We start from the raw sequence: 20,224 nt of genomic DNA on the forward strand, positions 1-20,224 counted from the left end.
TCTTACCGCCGCCCGGGCCGAGTGGCCAAGCCCGGCACATCACACCACGCATCGTGACCGCGCTACCTCGATCCCGTCCGGCCAGGACTTCTGCTCAGCACCATGCACCATTTCGACATGCCGCTGCACGGCGCTGACGTGGAGAATTCGGCAGGACTGCTCGCGGTCGCCCCGGCCCTGGCCGAGAGGAATTCTCCCCCTCCCGACAGGCATTCACCCGGGGCGCAGACGCTTGCGCAGATTGCCTCATGTCGGGAGTAGGCCCCGGACGACCGCCGGCAGCTACCGCTTGGCACTCGCGTCCCACTGACCGTTTTCAACAGTGCGCGGCATAACGGATGCACCCGGGCGGGGTATGGCTGCTATCCCACTGGTGCTGCACGATCAACAACACTCCGCCGGCCAGGAGAGCCACCAACAGGTGCGCGATCGCCATCCAGCGGGCACGGAATACACCCGCGAGAGCCGCCATGACGAATGCGGCAATCAGCAGCACCTGCACCCGCCCGATGTGCGCGAGAGCAGCCGCGTCAATCCGGTCCTGCTTGCCTTGCGCTGCCCATACCTCCAGGCCGAGGCCGAGCATCCAGTCCAATACGAGCCACGCGGTCTCCAGGAGGAACAGCGGGATCGCAATGGCCAGATCCACGCCCCAATGTGCCGGCTGCGCCCAGGGGCGCCAGCGCTTCGGTTTCGGAGCGATGTTCGTCATGGCCGCAGGGTGCCGAGCCTGACCGTGCGTGTGCATGAGTACGCGTACTCAACTGTGGCCTCAAACTGAGCTGAGCCTCGATGGCGACTCCAAATCGGGCCACTGAGCCGCTTCGCTCGGCAGCGCGCGTCGGTCGCCATGGCAGTCGGGGCCATGAGTCCCCTGAGCGAGCCGCGCCGCTGAGTTTCCGGCCGGACGCATCTCCATCTGACCCGGCCCTCCGCCGACCGACAATGCAGCCCAACCGCCCCGACTTGACGCAGTAGTGAAGTGGCCGGACCGAACTCTTCTCCAGCGCAAGCTCTCATCGGATGATCGGTCCTATGGCGCTCCTCTCCTCCCCCGTCCGGCTATGGCTGCTCCCCAATGCCGCCCTGCTCCTCGCGATGACGATCTGGGGCGCGCTGCGCTATCCACACCTACCGGGGCGGATACCGGAGCACATCGGGGACGGTGGAGTGGATGCCTGGACGGACAAGTCGATCGGCAGCGCGTTCTTGCTGGTCTTCGTGTACGTAGGTGTGACGGTGCTGATGGCCGGCTCCGCAGAGCTGACGTTGCGGCAGACACCACGTGATGAGCTGGCGAACACCGATGCCACGCCGTTCGCTGCCGCCCGGGTGACGTCCCTGACGAACAGGCCAGGCAGCCGAGCCTCGGCACGCCGGCTCGCACGCGCCCTGCTACTGCTCAACACCTGCACAGGCATCTCTCTTCTTGTGGGCTGCGGAATACTTTGGCGTGCCACGCCGGACCCGAACCTGCCGGCATGGCTCCTTCCGGCGATGATCCTGCCGTTCCTCGCCGGTACAGCGGTGACGATCGCTGCGGCGGTGAAGGACCGGAAGCGGTGAATCAACGCGGGCGGACGCGGACGCCGGGTCGGCCGCATCACAGTCGTCACATCGGCGCGGGACGTCCGCTGGGCCCAGACAGTGACTCAGCCTGAGTGACGACAACTTGCCGCCGGCCGTGTGAGGCATCCTTCGTGTGGCCCACACCGTGGCGTACCGCCAGCACGGAAGTGGCGCTGGGACAACGATGTTTTCGGCAGGCTCCATGCCGTGGTCCTGGCCGGCGGTGTCGTCCCGCTGGAAACGGGAAGCGGAACATCGCTCTCCGGAGCCGTCCGGGCAGAAGGGCTCTCCCGGCGAAGACGGAACCGACGCCCAACAGACAGCCTCCGAAGCGGCGCGGCCTGAGGACAGCCAGCCGATCTTGTTCTCATCGGCCAGTCTGCTGTGCCCGCGGCGAAAAAGAAGCCCAGCAGGCAGACCGTGCTGATCAAGGCGTACCACCATCGAGGAACCACCGGTCACCTCTGCATGCGCTGTGAGGTGGCCGCGACCGCCTGCCATTTCGGACGTTGGCAGCGAAGATCGTGTTTGGCCCTCGTCCGCCGTGCTTCCCCTGCTGAGCCCGGCCATGCCGGCGGGCGCGTTCTCGGTGGTGGGCTGTCCACCCGTCGTCCGTTTCGCGCGCTGACCGAACCTCCGCCCGTGACATCTTCATGCAACGATGGGCACGCCTGTCCGCCTACCGCTCGGGGAGTGCCGCCTGTGACCAACCGTAGAGTCCCGCGCGCCTCAAGCGCCCACTCCCCCGCCGCCGTGGTGCTCGGCGGCGGCCTCACCGGCATGCTGGCCGCCGCCGTCCTGGCGGATCACGCCGAGGTTCAGATCGTCGAACGCGACCTGCTGGCCACAGCCCCCCGCTCCCCGCTCCCCGCAAGGGCCTGCTTCAAGCCCAGCACGCACACCTGCTGTGGTCCGGCGGCGCCCGCACCGTCGAAAGCCTGCTACCCGGCATCACACAGCGATGGCTGGCGGCGGGCGCCCGCCGCATCCCTCTGCCCACCGGGCTGGTGTCTCTCACCGCGGCGGGCTGGCTGCGCCGGTGGCCCGAAATGCAGTACTTGATTGCCTGTTCCCGCGACCTGCTCGACTGGGGCGTACGCCGGCAAGTCCTGGCGCACCCGCGCATCCACGTACTGTCCGGCACCGAACCCGTCGGGCTGTCCGGCAGCGCCGACCACGTCACCGGTGCCGAGGTGCGCGACACGGCCACCCGGGACGTACGTCAGCTCGATGCCGACCCGATGATCGATGCCACCGGCCGTGGCTCCGCAGCGGCCGCCTGGTGGGCCGCACTCGGCCTGCCGCCCGTGCCGGAGGAGCACGTGGACTCCGGCCTGGCCTACGCCACCCGTGTCTTCCGCGCTCCCGCCGGTACGGCGCACTGGCCCATCGTCCACGTCCAGTCCGACGCGCGCCTGCCCGTCCCCGGCCAGACGGCGCCCCTCGTTCCCATCGAAGGCGCGCGCTGGCTGGTGACTCCGTCCGGCACCTGCGGTGGCCAGCCGACCAGAGAAGCCAGTGCCTTCCTGCCGTTCGCCCGCAGCGTCCGGCACCCCGTCGTGGCCGACCTCATCGCCGACGCCGAACCGCTCACCGACGTCCGTCTCTCCCGCGGCGGGCCCCGCCGTTTCATGGTCCAGTAGCACGAGGAAGTGCCATGTCTCCACATTCCGCACCCGTCCTGGTCATCGGCGCCACCGGCAGGCAGGGCGGGGCCACCGCCCGCGCACTGCTCGCGGAAGGCGTTCCCGTCCGCGCCCTGGTGCGCGACCCAACCGCCGACCGGGCCAAGGCCGTCGAAGCAATCGGCGTCGAACTGGTCACCGGCGACCTTCACGACCGCGACTCCGTGATCCGGGCCGCAGAGGGCGCTCGCGCCGTTTTCTCCGTGCAGATGCCCGGCATCACCTCGGAAGGCTTCGATTTCGAGGGGGAGGTGGCTCAGGGCGTCAACCTCATCGAGGGCGCGAAAGCCGCCGGAGTGCCACAGTTCGTGCACACATCTGTCAGCGGCGCCGGTCGGCACACCAGGACTCCCGGCTGGTCCGAAGGCCGCTGGGCTTCGATGGAACCCACCCTGGGCGCCAAGAGCGCGATCCAGGACCGGGTCCGTACGGCAGACTTCCGCCATTGGACGCTTCTCAAGCCGGGATTTTTCATGGAGAACTTCCTCCCGTCCATGGCGTTTCTGTTTCCGCGAGGCATAGAGGGCGGCCTGGTGAGCGTCCTGAACCCCGGGACGAGGCTGTCCCTGGCCGCAGTGGACGACATCGGCAGGGCCGCCGCCGCGGCCATCACCGCGCCGGAGCGGTTCGACGGGGTCGAACTGGAGTTGGCGAGCGACCACCTGTCGATGACGGAGATCGCCGAGGTCATCTCCCGCGCTCTGGGGACGCACCTGTCCGCGCCAGAAATGACCGAGGACGAAGCCATCGCCGCCGGGATGCCCGCGATGGGCGCCAGCCACGAGTGGCTGAACGTGGCCGGCCAGCCGGCCCGCCCGCAGTACGCGAGGGACCTCGGCATCCCGCTCACCAGCTTCGAGGAATGGGCGCAGAAACACCTGCGGCCCACCGCCTGAGCGTCCACACAATTCGGGGCGATTCCGCCAGCGCCACCGCACAGGAGACACTCGGCGGCCGTACGCATAAAGAGTGACCAGAAATCATCTCGGCTGCCACCATCAGCCACGAAAACGGACCGACACAACGCACAACACACCACGGCGCGTCACTGAAATACTCGAACAGCCGCACAGCACGGATCCGCCACCGTCGTAGGCTGAGATTCCGTGCGTGAGGACAGGAGGCCGAAAGTGGCCGATACGGTGTTGGCTGAGGTGATGGCCGAGCTGGCCGCGCTTGAAGACCCCAGAACGCGCGCCGTGAACGAGAAGTACGGTGACGATCACGGTGTGAACCTCGGTAAACTGCGCGCACTCGCGAAGCGGCTCAAGACGCAGCAGGAACTGGCCTGCCGGCTCTGGGAGACGGGTGACACCGCAGCAAAGATGCTGGCCACCCTGATCTGCCGACCGAAGGCGTTCGGCCGTGACGAGTTGGACGTCATGTTGCGCTCAGCGCGCACACCCAAGGTGCACGACTGGCTCGTGAACTATGTGGTGAAGAGGAATCCGTATGCAGAAGAGCTGCGCCTGGCCTGGTCCACCGATCCTGATCCCGTGGTCGCGAGTGCCGGCTGGGCGCTGACCTCCGAACGCGTGGCGAAGAAGCCCGAGGACCTCGACCTCACGGAACTGCTCGACACCATCGAGGCGAAGATGAAGGACGCCCCCGCTCGCCTGCAGTGGGCGATGAACCAATGCCTGGCCCAGATCGGAATCGAGCACGCCGAGCACCGCTCCCGCGCCATCGACATCGGCGAGCGCCTGCAGGTTCTCAAGGACTACCCGACTTCGCCCGGCTGCACGTCCCCGTTCGCGCCCGTCTGGATCACCGAGATGGTGCGACGCAAGGAGCGTACGTAGGAATTCCGCGAGTACGTTCACGCCGCTCCTGCCTCAAGATCCGGCACCTGGTACACACCGCAGCCGGAGGCCCATTCAGAGGCCCACGGGGAACGCGCGGCCAGGTGGGGGGCGGCGAATGCTGCATTCCCACTTGCGCGGCATGGTTCAGCCGTGGACACCCCACCCCGTGTCAGGACTTTGACATGACGTTGACGCACACCTAGCGTGACCCATGTCAGATGCCTGACATCAAAGGAACGAGTGACGCCATGCCGAAGTCCCCCATCGAGGGCCCCGAGGGCTACTCACTCACCGCACACGGAGGCTGACCGTGCCGACCGTCTCCCTCATCCCCACCGGCCCCTTCTCGCTCGCCTCCAGCGTGCGGTTCCTGATGAGCTTCACGCCCGCGAGCTACAACCACGCACCGGACGGCATCCTCCGCCTGGCCTTCCCCGCCGACGACGCGACATCGGTGCTCGCGGCCACCGTCCGACGGGAGAGGGGAGCAGACGGCGTGCCGGGCGCAGTGCAGGCCGAACTCACTGTCCAATCCGGCGCTCCGGCCCCGGAGAAGCCGGCCGCCGCCGGGCCTGCGATCGACACGGCCGGGCGTGTCCAACTCGCCCGTATCCTCTCCCTCGATGTCGACGGCTCCGGATTCCCGGCTCTTGGCGAGGATCCCGTGATGGCCGGGTTCATGGCGGACTACCCGGGGCTGCGCCCGGTGTGCTTCCACTCGCCTTACGAAGCCGCCGCCTGGGCCGTCATCGGGAACCGGATCCGCAAGTCCCAGGCAGCCGCCGTCAAGGCCCGCATCGCCCGTGAATACGGCCAGCGCATCCATGTCGCAGGCCAAATTCTGCATGCCTTCCCCACGCCCACCGTCCTGCGCGCCATCCCCCACGTTCCCGGCCTGACCAGCCTCAAGGTCCAGCGGCTGCACGCGCTGGCCGAAGCAGCCCTCGGCGGGCAACTCGACGCCACCCGTTTGCGCGGCCTGCCTGCCGACCACGCCCTCGCCGAACTACGCGCTCTGCCAGGCATCGGCCCCTTCTCCGCCGAGCTCATCCTCATCCGGGGAGCCGGCCACCCCGACGTCTTCCCCCGCCACGAACCTCGGGTCCACCAAGCCATCGCCGCCGCATACGGACTCTCCGCAGTATCAGCCGCCGACATCGCCCAACTGTCCAAGGTTGCCGATCGGTGGAAGCCCTACCGCAGTTGGGCAGCCTTCCTGCTGCGCGTCCGGCTCGGAGACGCGCTCCCGCGGGGCGTCGCGCCCCAGCAGCGTTCAAGGCACATCGCCCCACCAGACGTTCGCGAGCCCACTGAGCGGCACGCCAGGCTTCGGTCCGCTTCGCAGCTGATGCTCGGGCAGTGAGCAAGGCGCGCCACGCACAACCGGTTCGGACCACGGACAACGAACCTCATCGTGAAAGGACGGGAGGATGGCGTGGGAGGACAGCCCACGTAACAAGTCGGTTCGAGACAGCGGGCGGGCATGCTCTGATCGTGAGGGGCATGGCCGATCGGGCGGTCCTGGCGCATCCGTTGCTCACGGGCATCTCGGCGGGACACCTGGCGCGTCTGGTGGAGGAACTGGCCCATGTGTGGGCTGGTGGGGCCCGGAGCGCCGTACGCGGCGGTGCTGACCCGTTGTCGGATCGAGGGGACGTACGGCGCTGCCGGCCCTCTGCGAACTCGTCCAGGCCCTGGACGCCGCGGGTGTCGGCTCAACCTCCGAGGTCTGCTCCGGCACCGTCCACGGCTTCACGCCGTCCGGCACCGACGCCTTCAGCCTGCCGCGTCGCAGCGCCATGGGGCTGCCCGTTGCCCCCGGCCAGCGCACCTTCACCCACAACTGAATGCCGGTGACCAGTACGGCCTGTCGCGAAAATGTGCGCGCAGGTGGTTCGGCCGTAGTACTCCTTGGGAGTTGCAGGAAGCCAACTGTTGCCACTGGGAGTCTTTCGATGGCCGTTCGCCGTGTCGTACCCAACGTCCAGTCAGTAGCTGTGCAGGAAAGCCGGGACTTCTACGGCCTGCTCGGGTTCGAGGAGGTCATGAATCACGGCTGGATCATGACCCTCGCCTCCCCCACCGACCCCACCGCCCAGGTCAGCTTCATGGCCGAGGACCAGACCGCGCCCGTCACCCCGGACATGAGCGTCGAGGTCGATGACGTGGACGCGGCCTACGCACTGATGCGGGAGCGCGGTGCGGAGATCGTGCATCCCCTGCAGGACGAGGAGTGGGGTGTTCGGCGGTTCTTCGTCCGCGATCCCAACGGCCGAGTGGTGAATGTGCTGGGCCACCGCTGACACCGTCTCGGAGGCGCCGCTGGTCGCAGTCACTTTTCGGGAGCTGCGGCCGGCGACGGCGGCTCCGGGTGGAGGACGTTGGGGAAGGCCCTCTGACATCGCGATGGGCATCGCGATGGGCTCGGTTGCCGAACCGAGGGCCCGAGGCCATGAGCCGTGACAGCCGCGGCAGCTCATCGGACCCCCGGGCCACAGCACGCCCCCACAACCCTGTATGACTTATCCCTACCTAATGCAGTTCAACGGGGAAGGACCCATCATGCCCGTCATACCCGCTATGCCCACCCCCAGCAGACGCACCCTGCTGGCCGCCGCGACGGCCACCGCCGCGACGCCCTTTCTCACCGGGCTCACCACGCAGAACGCCTACGCCGCGCCGGCCGCCGCGAGCAAGGACCACTGGCTGACCAACACCGCCCTGTACGCGGACCCCTCCGTCGTAGAGGGCACGGACTACGCCCGTCGCTACCGCCGCCACGCGATGCTCGACGACGACCGCGGCCGGCGCCACGACTTCGCCAGGTCGGTGATCCTCGCCCCGCACGGCGGCGGCATCGAGACCGGCACCTCCGAGCTGTGCCTCGCCATCGCCGGGTACCGCCCCAAGGACCTCGCACCCACCCCGGCCCAAGGCCCGGTCTACGACTACTGGATGTTCGAAGGCATCCTCAAGAAGGACAACGGCAAGCTCCACGTCACCTCCACCAACTGCGACGACCACGTCGCCCGCTCGCTGTGCGCCGGGAGCCTGAACGCCCTGAGCCTGCACGGCTGCAAGCCCGAACAGGCCGGGCTTCCGGCCGGCACACCGGCCGTCCTCGTCGGCGGTCTCCACACCACGCTGCGGTCGTACCTGATCGCCGAGTTCAAGGCGGTGGGCATCCGCGCCCAGGACGCCACCGGCATCCCCGCCCTCTCGGGCACCGACCCGGACAACATCGTCAACCGTACGATGCTCGGCAAGGGCGCCCAGCTGGAGATCACCACCTCGCTGCGCGCGTCGATGTTCCAGGACAACTCCGCCACCGGTCGCCAGAAGGAGCAGACGGACATCTTCCGGAACTTCGTCAGCGCCGCCCGCACCGCCCTACAGCGCCTGGAAGCGGGCCAGAAGATCCTGTAGGCCCCGCACGCGCCCCGCTACGGCCGGCCCCTGCCCCGGGCGGCGCCCCACGCCCCGCTACGCCTCCTCCCACTCCGACTCCGAGTCCTCCGGGCGGTGCTCGGCGCTCGACAGGCGGGACGTCCCGGACGTCCGCTCCTGCTCCGCGCCTTCCTCCGTCTGCTCCAGGACCCGGCCGCGGAACTCGTAGCCCCGGGGCGCCGCTGCGGCCGCCACCTGCTGGAGGGCGGGGCCGGTCAGCCAGTCGGGCGCCCGCCAGCGGAACATCTCGCGGTGCGAGCCGGACGCCACCACGCGGTAGCCGTACTCCGCACCGAACGTGGCATTGGCCGCGTCGAACGCCATCTCGCAGGCGCCGCACGCCTTCTTGACGCCGCCCATCGACACGTCCTTGATCTGGCCCTCGCCCAGCGGCCACGGGTTCTTCCGCCAGTACGCGATCTGCTCGCCGAGCAGCGTCATCTCACCGTGTACGGAAGCTTCCTTCTTGTCGTGCACGGGGCCGCCGTTCCAGGTGCCCCGCGACGACCGCAGCGCCTCCGTGGTGCCCGGAAGGTCCGTGTCGTCCCGGTGCGCCGCTTCGTAGTCCCCGGAGCGCGCCGCGCGCAGCTTGATCTGGTCCTTGCGGCGGCGTGGGTCGTCCGACAGCGGCGCGGCCGGGTCCATGGCGGCGTCCACCGAAGCGAGCCCGTCGTTCTGTTTCGCCTCGGACAGCTTCTTCTGTCCCGAGTTGGAGGAGTACCGCAGTCCCTCGCCGGGGACATGCGCGACCGCCACGTGCGGCGTCTTCCGGGCGTTCGGTGCGTGCGCCTCCCGTGCCAGCCGGTCCTGCATCCGCAGGTTCGCCGACCTGGTGCCCTCCTCGCTCGGCTTCACCTGCCGGTAGCGCGGCCCGTCGTACTCCTTGTGGCCCGTGTGATCCTTGTCGTCCGCCGCCCGCTGCACCTGTGGCGCCTCGGCCTCGGTCGTCGCCTGCGGTCCGGGTGCCGCCTCGACCACCGGCGGGGCCTGCGCCATCACCCGGGCAGCGTTCTCCTCGGCCTCGCGCTCGAAGCGGTCGCCGGGGTCCGACACCCGCAGCCCCGTGCCGTTGTCGGTGCCCGCCACCGGGCCCTGCCGCTGTTGGATCACATGCGTCAGTTCGTGCGCCAGGGTGTGCCTGTCGCCGCCGCCCTCACCGAGGACGACATGGTTGCCCGAGGTGTACGCGCGGGCCCCGATCTCCCCGGCCGAACGCCGCGCCGCCGCGTCCCGGTGCACCCGTACATCGGAGAAGTCGGCGCCCAGCCTCGCCTCCATCTCCTGCCGCAGCGGGCCCTCCAGCGGGCTGCCGGCCCCCCGCAGCACCTCGTGGACGGCCGACCGCTGCACCGTGTCCTGCTGCACCGTGTCCTGCTGCACCGCGTCCTGACGTTCGGGCTGGTGGCCGCACCCGGGGCCGTGCGTGTGTCGCTCCTGCTCCATTGCTCGGAGTACGGCGGCGTTGCCTGCGGCACGCTGCAACGCCAGCAGCGCCGCGGTCCCGGAACCGGCGGCGGCCGGCCTGCCGGACCCCGGTCCGGCGCTCTGTGGGCGCCGGACCGGGGTCCGCCGCCGGCTCTCCGCCGACGACCGCTCCGGCTCGTGTGCGTGCATGGCTTCCTCATTCCGTACGACTCGCCGCCTCCGCCGGGCACGGTGCCACGCCCAGCGCCCGGCGGGAAGGGACGGAAGGGCAGCCCCGGGGGCAGCTCTGAGGGCAGCTCCGAGGAGGCGGTTCGCGCGGGATTTCCCGAGCACCACGGCCAGGGCTGCCCTGCTGCGAAACCGCGGACTCGCAGCCCCGCCAGGCATCCCCACCGGCTCGCACGCAAGAAGCGCAAGAAGACAGACATGAGGTACCCAGCCCGGGAAGGCACCTCCCCCAGCACGTGCGTGGGCCCCCGGTCGTGCTTGAGTTCCAGTGATCGGGGGTCCACGCCGTCTCTACCTCTGCCTGCCGCTCACGCCCGACGCAGCGCCGAGCGGCCCGCGAAGCGCGCCGATTCGCCCAGCTCCTCCTCGATGCGGATCAGTTGGTTGTACTTCGCCGTGCGGTCGGAGCGGGAGAGCGAGCCGGTCTTGATCTGACCGCAGCCGGTCGCCACCGCCAGGTCCGCGATGGTGGTGTCCTCGGTCTCGCCCGAGCGGTGCGACATGACGGCCGTCCAGCCCGCCTGGTGGGCCGTGGCCACCGCGGACAGCGCCTCGGTCAGGGTTCCGATCTGGTTGACCTTGACCAGGATCGAGTTGCCGGCACCGGTGCGGATACCTTCGCGCAGCAGCGTCTCGTTGGTGCAGAACACGTCGTCGCCGGTGAGCTGGCAGCGGTCGCCGACGCGGGCGGTCAGCTCGCGCCAGCCGTCCAGGTCGTTCTCCGCCATCGGGTCCTCGATGGAGACGACCGGGTAGGTGTCGATGAGCCTGGCCAGGTAGTCGGCCTGTTCGGAGGGGGTACGGCGCACCCCTTCGCCCGCGTAGTCGTACACCCCGTCGCGGAAGAACTCCGACGACGCCGGGTCCATGACCAGGCCGATGTCCGTGCCGGGCCGGTAGCCGGTGCGCTCGATGGCGGTCATCACGAAGTCGAGCGCCTCCTCGGCAGTGCGCAGTGCGGGCGCGAAGCCGCCCTCGTCGCCGACGCCCGTGGAGTGCCCGGCGGCCAAGAGGTCGCGGCGCAGGGTGTGGAAGATCTCGCTGCCCATGCGGACGGCTTCGGCGAAGGTGTCCGCGCCCACCGGCGCGATCATGAACTCCTGGAAGTCCAGCGGATTGTCGGCATGGGCACCGCCGTTGACGATGTTCATCATCGGCAGCGGCAGGAGGCGGGCACCGGCGCCGCCGAGGTAGCGGTAGAGGGGCTGGCGGTGCGCCGCCGCGGCGGCCTTGGCGGCGGCGAGGGAGACGCCGAGTATCGCGTTGGCCCCGAGCCGGGACTTCGTGGTGGTGCCGTCGAGGGCGACCAGCGCGGCGTCGAGACCCGCCTGGTCCGCCGCGTCCCGGCCGCGTACGGATGCCGCGATCTCCCCGTTGACGTGGGCCACCGCGCGGTCGACACCCTTGCCGTGCCAGCGCGCGGAGTCTCCGTCGCGCAGTTCCACGGCCTCCCGGGCGCCGGTGGAGGCGCCGGAGGGGACAGCCGCGCGCCCCAGGGACCCGTCCGTCAGGACGACGTCGACCTCGACCGTGGGGTTGCCCCGGCTGTCGATGACGCGGCGCGCGGTGACGGTCTCGATGGCGGCGTTGACGCGTCCGGCTGCGTACGCGGACATGGGAGGTCCTTCCCGTTGTCGTGTGCCGTGGCCCCGGCTGCGGCAACGTTGGCGCTGAGCCCGACAAGGAAAAACCATACAGCAATGCTGCTCAGTTTACCTGAGCAGCTTGGCTGTGCAGTTTTGCTGTGCAGCATTGCTGTAGAGTGGTGCCGCGTAGCGCTGCCGTGCAGGTCAGGTGCGCGGCTTTGCTGGTCAACGAGGTAAAGTGCCCTATGCCCACCCCGGAAGCCGCCGCTGTCGCCGCCGAACTGCGTACCGCGATGAGCAAGCTCACCCGACGCGTCAAGCACGAGGACCGCATCCCCCTCGGGCAGATCGCCGTGCTCGGCACTCTCGACCGCGAGGGCGCCATGACCACCAGCGACCTCGCCGCCGATCAGCGCGTACGCCCCCAGTCGATGGCCCGGGCGGTCGGGCTGCTCATGGAACAGAACCTGATCACGCGCCGGGCGCACCCCACGGACGGCCGCAAGTCACTGGTCGAGCTGTCGGACGAGGGCCGGGCCGCGCTCGAAGCGGAACGCGGCCGCAGGGCAGGCTGGCTCGCGCAGGCCATCGAGGCTGAACTCACAGACGAGGAACGGGCGTTGCTGTCACGCAGCGCCGCGCTGCTGGAGCGGCTCGCCACACGCTAGACGAGCCATTCCCCTGTGGATCAGTGATCGTGGTCCTGACGAGATCGGCGCGTCTCGCCGCAGGCCCTGTGCGTGTGTGTAGGGGCGTGCGCGTGAGGAGGGTGGCAAGTATCGGCCATACCCGTACGTACCTCCTCACGGCAACCGTCGCATGACTTACGGTACTGCCCCAAGCGTCTCCTGGAAGCCCACGGGCAGCATGCCCCACTCGGCAGCCACCGGACGCGTGCCAGTCCTCATGCGCACACTTCCTCCGATCCGAGCCGTTCGAGCTGTCCGAGATCCGAGCCACCTCTCCGGCGCCGCCGCGCGACAGCCGACAGGCCGAGTTCGGCCGTCCGACCGCCCGGCCGACTGGCCGCCGTCCCGCGACGCCTCACGTGCGCTGAAGGTCCTCCGCAGCGTGGAGCAGAAAGGGAACCGGAACTGCGGACAACCAGCCTGGCGCACCGGATCACCGGCGCCACCTCGCTCGCCGCGCGGGCCGCCCCCGGTGCCTTCGCGGCCCACGCACTGCTGACGCTCGTCACGGGCGCGGCGCCGGTGGCCACGGCATGGCTGATGAAACTCGTCGTTGACAACCTCGTCCAGCGCGGGCCGCTGAGCACGCTGCTCGGCCTCGTGTCGGGACTGGCCGCAGTCGGCGTCGCTACGGCGATGCTTCCCCAATTCGTCCAGTACTTGCGAGGTGAACTGGACCGCAAGGTCGGCCTGTTGACGCAGGAACGGCTGTTCACCGCCACCGGCTCCTTCATCGGGCTGGGCCGCTTCGAGGACCCGCGCTTCCTCGACCGCCTGCGGCTCGCCCAGCCATCCGTCGGCATGAATCCGAACGACGTCGTGGCCGGGGTGCTGAGTGTGGTGCGCTCGGCCCTCACCTTGACCGGCTTTCTCGGCTCGCTCTTCCTGTTGGGCCCGGTCATGGCCGTACTGCTCCTGCTCTCGGGCCTTCTGGTACTGGCCGCCGAGTTCTCGCTGTCGCGGCGGCGGGCGCGCATGATCTGGGAGGTCGGGCCGGTCGAACGGCGCGAATTCTTCTACAACGACCTGCTGTCCAGCGTGGCAGCGGCGAAGGAGATACGGCTCTTCGGCAGCGGCGGGTTCCTGCGCGCACGGATGCTGACCGAGCGGCGTACCGCCAACGCGGCCAAGCGGGCGATGGACCGCCGCGACATCACCGTCCAGGCCGGACTGGCGACGCTGGCCGCGGCCGTGTCCGGTGCAGGGCTGGTGTGGGCGGTCGTCGCGGCCCAGCGCGGGGCACTGTCGGTCGGTGACGTCACGGTTTTCGTGGCGGCGGTCGGCGGTACGCAGGGCGCGCTGGCGACGATCGCGGGCGAGCTGGCCCGCTCCCACCAGGCACTGGAACTCTTCGACCACTACCTCGCCGTCACCACCGCCCGCCCCGACCTGCCCGTCGCCGCCGAACCGCGCCCTCTGCCGGTACTGCGCCGCGGCATCACCCTGCAGGACGTATGGTTCCGCTACTCCCCCGGCCACCCCTGGGTGCTCCAGGGCGTCACCCTGCACATTCCGCACGGGAAGGCGCTGGCACTGGTGGGCCTCAACGGCGCCGGCAAGTCCACGCTGGTGAAGTTGCTGTGCCGGTTCTACGACCCGACGCGCGGCGCGATCCTATGGGACGGAGTGGACATCCGCGAGACCGACGCGGCGGAACTGCGGCAGCGGATCGGGGCGGTGTTCCAGGACTACATGCACTACGACATGACGGCAGCCGAGAACATCGCCCTCGGCGACCTCACGGCGCTCCACGACACACCACGCCTGCGAGCGGCCGCCGTACGGGCGGGAATCCACGCCGCGATCAGCAAGCTGCCACGGGGGTACGACACGTTGTTGTCGCGGACCTTCTTCATGACGTCGGACTCGGGGCCAGGGCCGGGGCCGGGACCGGATTCAGAGCCAGGGCATGACTCCGGGCCGGATTCAGAAACGCTTCCGCAAGCGCCTTCGCAACGGGACACAAGCCCAGCCGCTCCGGACTCCGGCGTCGAATTCTCCGGCGGCCAGCGGCAGCGACTCGCTCTGGCACGCGCCTTTCTCCGCGACCGCTGCGAACTGATGATCCTCGACGAGCCCTCGGCGGGCCTCGACGCCGCGGCGGAGCACGAGATCCACGTCTCTCTACGCCGGCACCGCCAGGGCCGGACGAGCCTGCTCATCTCCCACCGCCTGGGCGCGGTACGAGACGCCGACCTCATCGTCGTCCTGTCCGATGGGCAGATCGTGGAACAAGGCAACCACGCCGCCCTGCTGGCTTCCGACGGCGCGTACGCCCGCTTGTTCGCTCTCCAGGCAGCCGGCTACCGCGACGAACCTCAGGACCCACCTGCTCCGCTACGCCCGCTACGCACCGAAGCCGACACCGGCACCGGCGTCGAGCCCCTCCCCTCCACACCGACAGGAGACCGATGACCGCCGGACTCCTCTTCGTACTCGGCGCGGCCTCCACGGCCGTCCTGCTGCGCCGCGCGCTGGTGTCGGTGACGGTACGCGGTACGAGCATGGAGCCCGCCTACCACGACGGTGACCGGGTCGTGGCGCTGCGCGGCCGCGCCCCGGCCGCGGGCCACGTGATCGTCCTGGAACGGCCCGGGCCCGGTCGCCTGTGGTCGCGGCCGCCGCTGCCGCCGTGGGCGGGAGCCGCCGCGGTGTCCGGCCGGCAGTGGATGATCAAACGTGTGCGCGCGGCGCCGGGAGACATCCTTACGCCCCAGGACGCCGCCGGGTTCCCCCTGCTGCGACCGGGCCTCGTACCCTCCGGCCACCTCGTGCTCCTCGGTGACAACCACCGTTCCAGCCTCGACTCCCGACAGGTGGGCTACTTTCCCACCAGCCGCGTTCTCGGCATCGCCCTCCTCGCCCGACCGGGGCAGGCAGCGACGGCACCAGCAACGGGCAGCAACCACGGAGCCAGCCCAAGGGTGTGAAGGCTGCCCCTCATGCCGGTAGCCACGGCTCCCGAATGCGGTACACCCTCGGTACACCCACCGAAGACCGTCCGAAGACCGACCGAAGTCCGTCAGCCTGCGTCGCGCTTGCCTTTCCTGACACCCATCCCCTTGGCCAGGAAAACGGTACGCATCGCCGGGAGCATTCCCCTGCCTCCGTTGCCCTTGTCGGCGGAAGCGGCGGGGCCGCCGCGGGTCTCCTCGGCGGCGACGAGGGCGTATGCGCGGGCGAGGTCCTTCAGGGCCTTGCAGGATCGTCCCCTGCGTTTGGCCTTGCTGATGGCAGTGGCCTCGCCGGCGATGGCTTTGAGGAGTTTCTTGCGGGCCAAGATCGCGGGCGCCTGGGGAGCCGCGGCCGGCACGCCGCCCGCTTCGGCCGCCCCAGACGGACGGCCGACGCCGATACCGACGCTTTCGTCGGCCTGTTCCGTGAGCGGCTTGTCCTTGGCCCCGGTCTTCTTCTTGGTCATACTGGTTCCTGTTCTTTTCACCTGGCGGTGCTCGACTCGTCGCCTGTCCCGTCCTGCTCGGCCGTGCGGCGGGCGCGGAGTACTGCCCTGTCGGCACCGCCGCCTGAGCGAAGGGGCGTCAACTACGTCGTCCACTGAGGGGCGACCGTACGGCTTCGGCACAACACCGCTCGTCGATTCAGCGGGCGCCGCCGAGAGAGAAGCGTCGATTACGGGGAGAAATGCGTGGCGATCCGGTCGGTCACGGTCGCGTCGCCGCCAACTGGAACACGGCTCGGACGCGCTCTCCGTACCTTCGAAATCGCTAACGCCATCAGCAGTTTCCCCATACACAGGGGCTCTTATGCATTCTTGCGCATTCCGTCCCCACCGGAATCGAGCTCCGTCGCCTGGGACGCGCCTCTCAGGTCTGCCTCGGCCGGAGCAATCCGAACAACACACCTAGGAATTCTTGTTTGAATCACGGTCCGTACGAGTCGAACGCAGCACGTCCGCCGGGGCACGACGCTGAGCGCCGGCCCCCGCGGTTCGCCCCCGGGAGCGTTCGCGCAGGCGCAGGACACCGAGGGCGATAAGGCCCTAGAAGCACGCTCTCAAGGGCGTTGAAGACCAAGGTGCCGATCATGCCGGGTTGCCGGGTACCGAAGGCATCTCAGCGCTAGAAGACGGCACAGACCACAAAAAGGCGAACAGCTTGGTCAGACGCGCGACACGACGCCGGTCCGAAGTCCTGGACGGCGCGGCGCTCCGCGCTCGTCCGGTCCAGGCCCGCCGGCGCGAACGCCTCTGCGGCATCGCTCAGCCCGTCCCGTGCCTCGGTCAGCGGATCGGCCTTGGCCGCACGCGGTCCGGTCAGGGCCTTGGCGAGTTCCGCGACCTAGTGGTCGATCAAAGGCCCGGAGCAGCGCTTCTCTCAGAAAGCCGAGACCACGCGGCCGGCGGGGCTGATCGGCCCCGCACCGGCCGACGGAAGCCTTACCCGCTGGCTGAGCTCTGCGATTCCAGCGGCCCTCGCGCCGCCGACGCCTGGGGCTCCGGGGCCGCCGATGGCTGGGGCTTCGGGACCACCGGTGACTGAGGCTCCGGGGCGGTGACCGACGGCTCCCTCGGTACGAGGCCCTGTTCCACAGCCATCTCCTTGGCCACCCGCGGAGCGGTCCAGAGAGTCGGAAGCATGATGAAGCCGACGGGCACGGCCGTCACGACGATGAAGGACTGCAGCGCGGTGATACCGCCGTCCCCGACAAGGATCAGCACGGCCGCCGCAGCCCCCATGAGCAGAGCCCAGAAGGCACGTACCGCACGGGTGGGTTCGCCGGTCTTCGTCCCGGCGGCAGCGATGCTGTACGACATCGAGTCGGTGGTGGTCACCACGAAGGTGATGGTCAGCAGGAGCAGCGCCACCGCGACGACGGCACCCATCGGAAGCTGCTCGGCCATGGAGATGACCGCGGCGTCCATACCGACGGCCTTGAGTGGGCCGGAGATGGTCCCGGGGTTCTGCTGTTCGAGGAAGATGCCGGTGCCGCCGAAGACGGTGAACCAGAACATGGTGGCCAGCGGCGGAATGATCGCGGTGGAGACGACGAGGTCGCGCACGGTACGGCCCTTGGAGATACGTGCCACGAAGATCGACATCAAAGGTCCGTAGCCCAGGAACCAACCGAAGAAGAAGACCGTCCAGGAACCGAGCCACGCGTGATCGCCCCGGTTGAGGGCCAGCGGCACGAAGTCCTTCGCGTACTGGCCGAGCCCGCCGAGGAAGGAGTCGAGCACGAAACCGAGGGAGCCGAGTACGACGAAGACGGCCATCAGGGCGACGGCGAGCCAGATGTTGGCCCTGCTGAAGAACTGGATGCCGCGGTCGATGCCACTGGCGACGGACAGTACGGCGACGACGGTCAGCAGGACGATGACGCCGAGCTGTACGGGGTACCCACCGGAGATGCCGAACACCTCGGAGAGGCCGTAGGAGACCTGAAGCCCGAGGAACCCGATCGGCCCGACGGTTCCGGCCACCACGGCGATGACGCAGACGATGTCGACGGCGGCGCCCAGCCGGGAATGCCGGATGCGCTCACCGAGCAACGGGTACAGCAGGGTCCTCGGGCGCAGCGGCATGCCGCGCTCCTGGCCCCGGATCATCACGATCGAGGCGAGAGTCCCCAGGACGGCCCAGGCGAGGAAGCCCCAGTGCGCGAAGCTCTGGGAAAGCGCCGCGTCGGCCGCCTGCTGGGTACCGCTCTCGACACCTTCGTAGAAGGGAGGTGTCTCGACGTAGTGCTGTACGGGCTCGCCCGCCGCGAAGAAGACCCCGCCGCCCGCGAGCAACGTCGACATGATCATCGCGACCCACTGGAACCTGCCGTACTCCGGGCGCGCCCCGGCGCCGCCCAGCCGCACCTTCCCGTACCGGGAGAAGCCCAGCCACAGCGCGACACCGAACGTCGCCAGCAGCAGCACCTGCCACAGCGGGCCGAACCAGCGCGCGACGAAGGTGAAGACTGCGTTGACGGCGTCGCCCGTGGCCGTGGGCGCGATCAACGCGGCCAGGACGAACGCGATGAGCAGCCCGCCACTGACAGCGAGCACCGGTATGTCGGTGCGCCTAGGCTCTCTGGATGGCGGCGCGGCCGTCGTATGGCACGCGTCGTCACCATCCGTGGTCGGCTCCGTCCGGGTGGGGACGGCCGCGCTGGTGGCGGTTCGGGCGTGGGGAGTCGGCATGAGGTTCCTTGCTGGCGGGGTCATTCGCACCCGGGGCATGACGCACCGCAAGGACGCACGCGCTCACGAGACGCAGGACCGCTCGGTGCGCGGGTCAACAGGGAAGGCTGCTATCCACGAGGCGATGCGGTCAAATTCGGGAGAGTCGTCCCAAAGGGGCCGGTGCCTTGATGGTGGGGGTTTTCGCGTCGGGAGGGGTGCCGTGGTTGACGAAGATCACCCTTGAGCTGTGAGGCGGGTACGGCCCGTGAGGTACGTTCGGCCCGTGAGCCTCGTCACGTGCCCGCGGTCAGCTGTATCGCCGGGAGCCGGTTCGGCTCGGACCGAACCGGACCGACCCGGACCGACCCGGACTGGCTCGGACCGAACCGGACCGACCCGGACCGACCCGGACTGGCTCGGACCGGCCCGGACGGGTCCGACCCGTCGGTCAGCGGCTGTCGATGGCTACGAGGTGAAGGAGCGGCGCCGCCGGCGGGCGCACGGGCTACGGGCTACGGGCTACGGGCTACGGGCTACGGGCTACGGGCTACGGGCTACGGGCTACGGGCTACGGGCGGATTATCGCCGCCCAACCAAGCAGCACGCCGCTCTATGCCTTGCCCGTCGCCGCCCCAGGTTCCACACCGCGAAAGGCCCGCACGGCACCCGGATGCCACTGCCCCCGATCCGACGGCAGCACTTCAGCCGACCACCCCAGAGACTGCGCCACCCCGACGGCGTGCTCCGCGCCCACTCCGCGGAAGAACCGCACGGGAAGAACGACCGACACCTCCCGCTGCTTCCCTTCCGAGGGGTGGCCGACGTAGAGCGCCTGGTTGTTCTCCGCCTTCCGCAGGCGTCCCCGCAACCTGTCATCCGCGTACGAACGCCAGACTTCAGGGTCACGCGACCACTCAGCCTTCAGCCGGGACCAGCTCAACAACCCGCGAACCGGATTGAACCAGCTCTTGGGCGGATTCAGCCCCGCTGAAGCCAGCGCGACCACCGCGCACAGCGCCAGCGACGTCGCGGCCCAGAGAGGCAGATACACCCACTGCGCAACGTATTGGACAAGCAGGCTCGCCCTGCCCCGCCGACGGCTGGTACCCACAGGTTTGGTCATCCGCACACTTCCATACTGTGCTGCGCCCGAAAGTCCCGCCCAGCACACTCCCGTTCCGGGCCACTCCGGCAGACTCCCGACATTGACGCGCAGGGAACGATTACGTCAGTTCGTCTCCAGGATCTCCCGCCCGGCCGCCACCCGGGCATTCAGGCGCTGCACCCACCAGTTGTCAGCATCCTGCAGATAGCGTGCCGTCCTCGCCCCTGGGGCTGTTTCGATCGTGTGCATCAAGCCTGACGCCAGTCCGTAGCACCCATCGGGCCCGAACGCCGTTGCCAGCATCTGCGCCTCTTCGTCGGTGACTGGAGGGATGATGCTCTCAAGGAGGCGCTCCGCCTTTTCAATCTCCTCCTGCGAGGCGTCCTCCGACGGCATTCCCTCGTTGACCAATTCCTCAACTTCCCTACGGGCAGTCAATGCTCTTTCCCCTCCCCAGCTCGCGAAAACGTCAGCAACCGTACTGGTTGAGGCGTGCACCTGTCCGGTCAGCCGGGCGAGACCATTGACCACCCACCAGGGAACCCACCTCACGAC

Annotated in this window: 17 protein-coding genes; 10 read left to right on the forward strand and 7 right to left on the reverse strand. The window is 69.2% G+C overall.

The genetic code is table 11. From position 1 onward, the window contains the following. Positions 1-316 precede the first annotated feature (316 nt). Positions 317-712, reverse strand: coding sequence for a DUF6234 family protein (locus ACZ4QV_RS31505; protein WP_361154756.1), 396 nt, complete (start codon positions 710-712; stop codon positions 317-319). Positions 713-1,035: 323 nt separating this feature from the next. Here ACZ4QV_RS31505 and ACZ4QV_RS31510 point away from each other — a divergent pair, with 323 nt between their 5' ends. The 7 genes from ACZ4QV_RS31510 (at position 1,036) to ACZ4QV_RS31540 (ending at position 8,485) form a co-directional block, all read left to right on the forward strand. Continuing rightward, positions 1,036-1,566, forward strand: a complete 531-nt coding sequence (locus ACZ4QV_RS31510) for a DUF1648 domain-containing protein (RefSeq protein ID WP_361154757.1) — start codon at positions 1,036-1,038, stop codon at positions 1,564-1,566. Between the two features lie 1,052 nt (positions 1,567-2,618). Beyond that, positions 2,619-3,212 carry a hypothetical protein gene (locus ACZ4QV_RS31515; protein WP_467763713.1) on the forward strand — a complete coding sequence of 198 codons (594 nt, stop codon included), beginning with the start codon at positions 2,619-2,621 and terminating at the stop codon, positions 3,210-3,212. A 14-nt stretch (positions 3,213-3,226) separates the two neighbouring features. Then, entirely contained in the window at positions 3,227-4,150 is a 924-nt protein-coding gene (locus ACZ4QV_RS31520; RefSeq protein ID WP_467763714.1) for an NmrA family NAD(P)-binding protein, read from the forward strand. Positions 4,151-4,411: 261 nt separating this feature from the next. Next, a complete protein-coding gene (locus ACZ4QV_RS31525) occupies positions 4,412-5,056 on the forward strand; it encodes a DNA alkylation repair protein (RefSeq protein WP_361635166.1) in 645 nt (214 codons plus the stop codon). Positions 5,057-5,369: 313 nt separating this feature from the next. After that, positions 5,370-6,422, forward strand: coding sequence for a DNA-3-methyladenine glycosylase family protein (locus ACZ4QV_RS31530; RefSeq protein WP_467763715.1), 1,053 nt, complete (start codon positions 5,370-5,372; stop codon positions 6,420-6,422). A 592-nt stretch (positions 6,423-7,014) separates the two neighbouring features. Further along, the gene (locus ACZ4QV_RS31535) at positions 7,015-7,362 is read left to right on the forward strand and encodes a VOC family protein (RefSeq protein ID WP_361587039.1); all 348 of its coding nucleotides are present in this window, start codon (positions 7,015-7,017) and stop codon (positions 7,360-7,362) included. A 259-nt stretch (positions 7,363-7,621) separates the two neighbouring features. Next, entirely contained in the window at positions 7,622-8,485 is an 864-nt protein-coding gene (locus ACZ4QV_RS31540; protein ID WP_467763716.1) for a poly-gamma-glutamate hydrolase family protein, read from the forward strand. A 57-nt stretch (positions 8,486-8,542) separates the two neighbouring features. Here ACZ4QV_RS31540 and ACZ4QV_RS31545 read toward each other — a convergent pair whose 3' ends face one another. Both ACZ4QV_RS31545 and eno read right to left on the reverse strand, forming a co-directional pair. Next, positions 8,543-10,120, reverse strand: a complete 1,578-nt coding sequence (locus ACZ4QV_RS31545) for an eCIS core domain-containing protein (RefSeq protein WP_467763717.1) — start codon at positions 10,118-10,120, stop codon at positions 8,543-8,545. A 347-nt stretch (positions 10,121-10,467) separates the two neighbouring features. Then, entirely contained in the window at positions 10,468-11,775 is a 1,308-nt protein-coding gene (gene eno, locus ACZ4QV_RS31550) for a phosphopyruvate hydratase (RefSeq protein WP_467763718.1), read from the reverse strand. A 215-nt stretch (positions 11,776-11,990) separates the two neighbouring features. Here eno and ACZ4QV_RS31555 point away from each other — a divergent pair, with 215 nt between their 5' ends. The 3 genes from ACZ4QV_RS31555 to ACZ4QV_RS31565 all read left to right on the forward strand — a co-directional run bounded on the left by ACZ4QV_RS31555 (position 11,991) and on the right by ACZ4QV_RS31565 (position 15,364). Further along, positions 11,991-12,413, forward strand: coding sequence for a MarR family winged helix-turn-helix transcriptional regulator (locus tag ACZ4QV_RS31555; RefSeq protein ID WP_361154770.1), 423 nt, complete (start codon positions 11,991-11,993; stop codon positions 12,411-12,413). Positions 12,414-12,974: 561 nt separating this feature from the next. Continuing rightward, entirely contained in the window at positions 12,975-14,849 is a 1,875-nt protein-coding gene (locus tag ACZ4QV_RS31560) for an ABC transporter ATP-binding protein (RefSeq protein WP_361619922.1), read from the forward strand. Next, positions 14,846-15,364 (forward strand): S26 family signal peptidase, encoded by a 519-nt coding sequence (locus ACZ4QV_RS31565; protein WP_361154772.1) that lies wholly within the window; start codon positions 14,846-14,848, stop codon positions 15,362-15,364. The genes ACZ4QV_RS31560 and ACZ4QV_RS31565 overlap by 4 nt, the downstream gene beginning before the upstream one ends. Before the next feature lie 92 nt (positions 15,365-15,456). Here ACZ4QV_RS31565 and ACZ4QV_RS31570 read toward each other — a convergent pair whose 3' ends face one another. The 4 genes from ACZ4QV_RS31570 to ACZ4QV_RS31585 all read right to left on the reverse strand — a co-directional run bounded on the left by ACZ4QV_RS31570 (position 15,457) and on the right by ACZ4QV_RS31585 (position 20,200). Next, positions 15,457-15,855, reverse strand: coding sequence for a hypothetical protein (locus ACZ4QV_RS31570; RefSeq protein WP_467763719.1), 399 nt, complete (start codon positions 15,853-15,855; stop codon positions 15,457-15,459). Between the two features lie 975 nt (positions 15,856-16,830). Beyond that, positions 16,831-18,447, reverse strand: a complete 1,617-nt coding sequence (locus tag ACZ4QV_RS31575) for a BCCT family transporter (protein WP_467763720.1) — start codon at positions 18,445-18,447, stop codon at positions 16,831-16,833. Between the two features lie 727 nt (positions 18,448-19,174). Next, entirely contained in the window at positions 19,175-19,615 is a 441-nt protein-coding gene (locus tag ACZ4QV_RS31580; RefSeq protein ID WP_361587060.1) for a hypothetical protein, read from the reverse strand. Positions 19,616-19,792: 177 nt separating this feature from the next. Further along, entirely contained in the window at positions 19,793-20,200 is a 408-nt protein-coding gene (locus ACZ4QV_RS31585; RefSeq protein ID WP_361587063.1) for a hypothetical protein, read from the reverse strand. Positions 20,201-20,224: the final 24 nt, after the last annotated feature.

Source organism: Streptomyces sp. NPDC026394 (genome assembly GCF_055567735.1).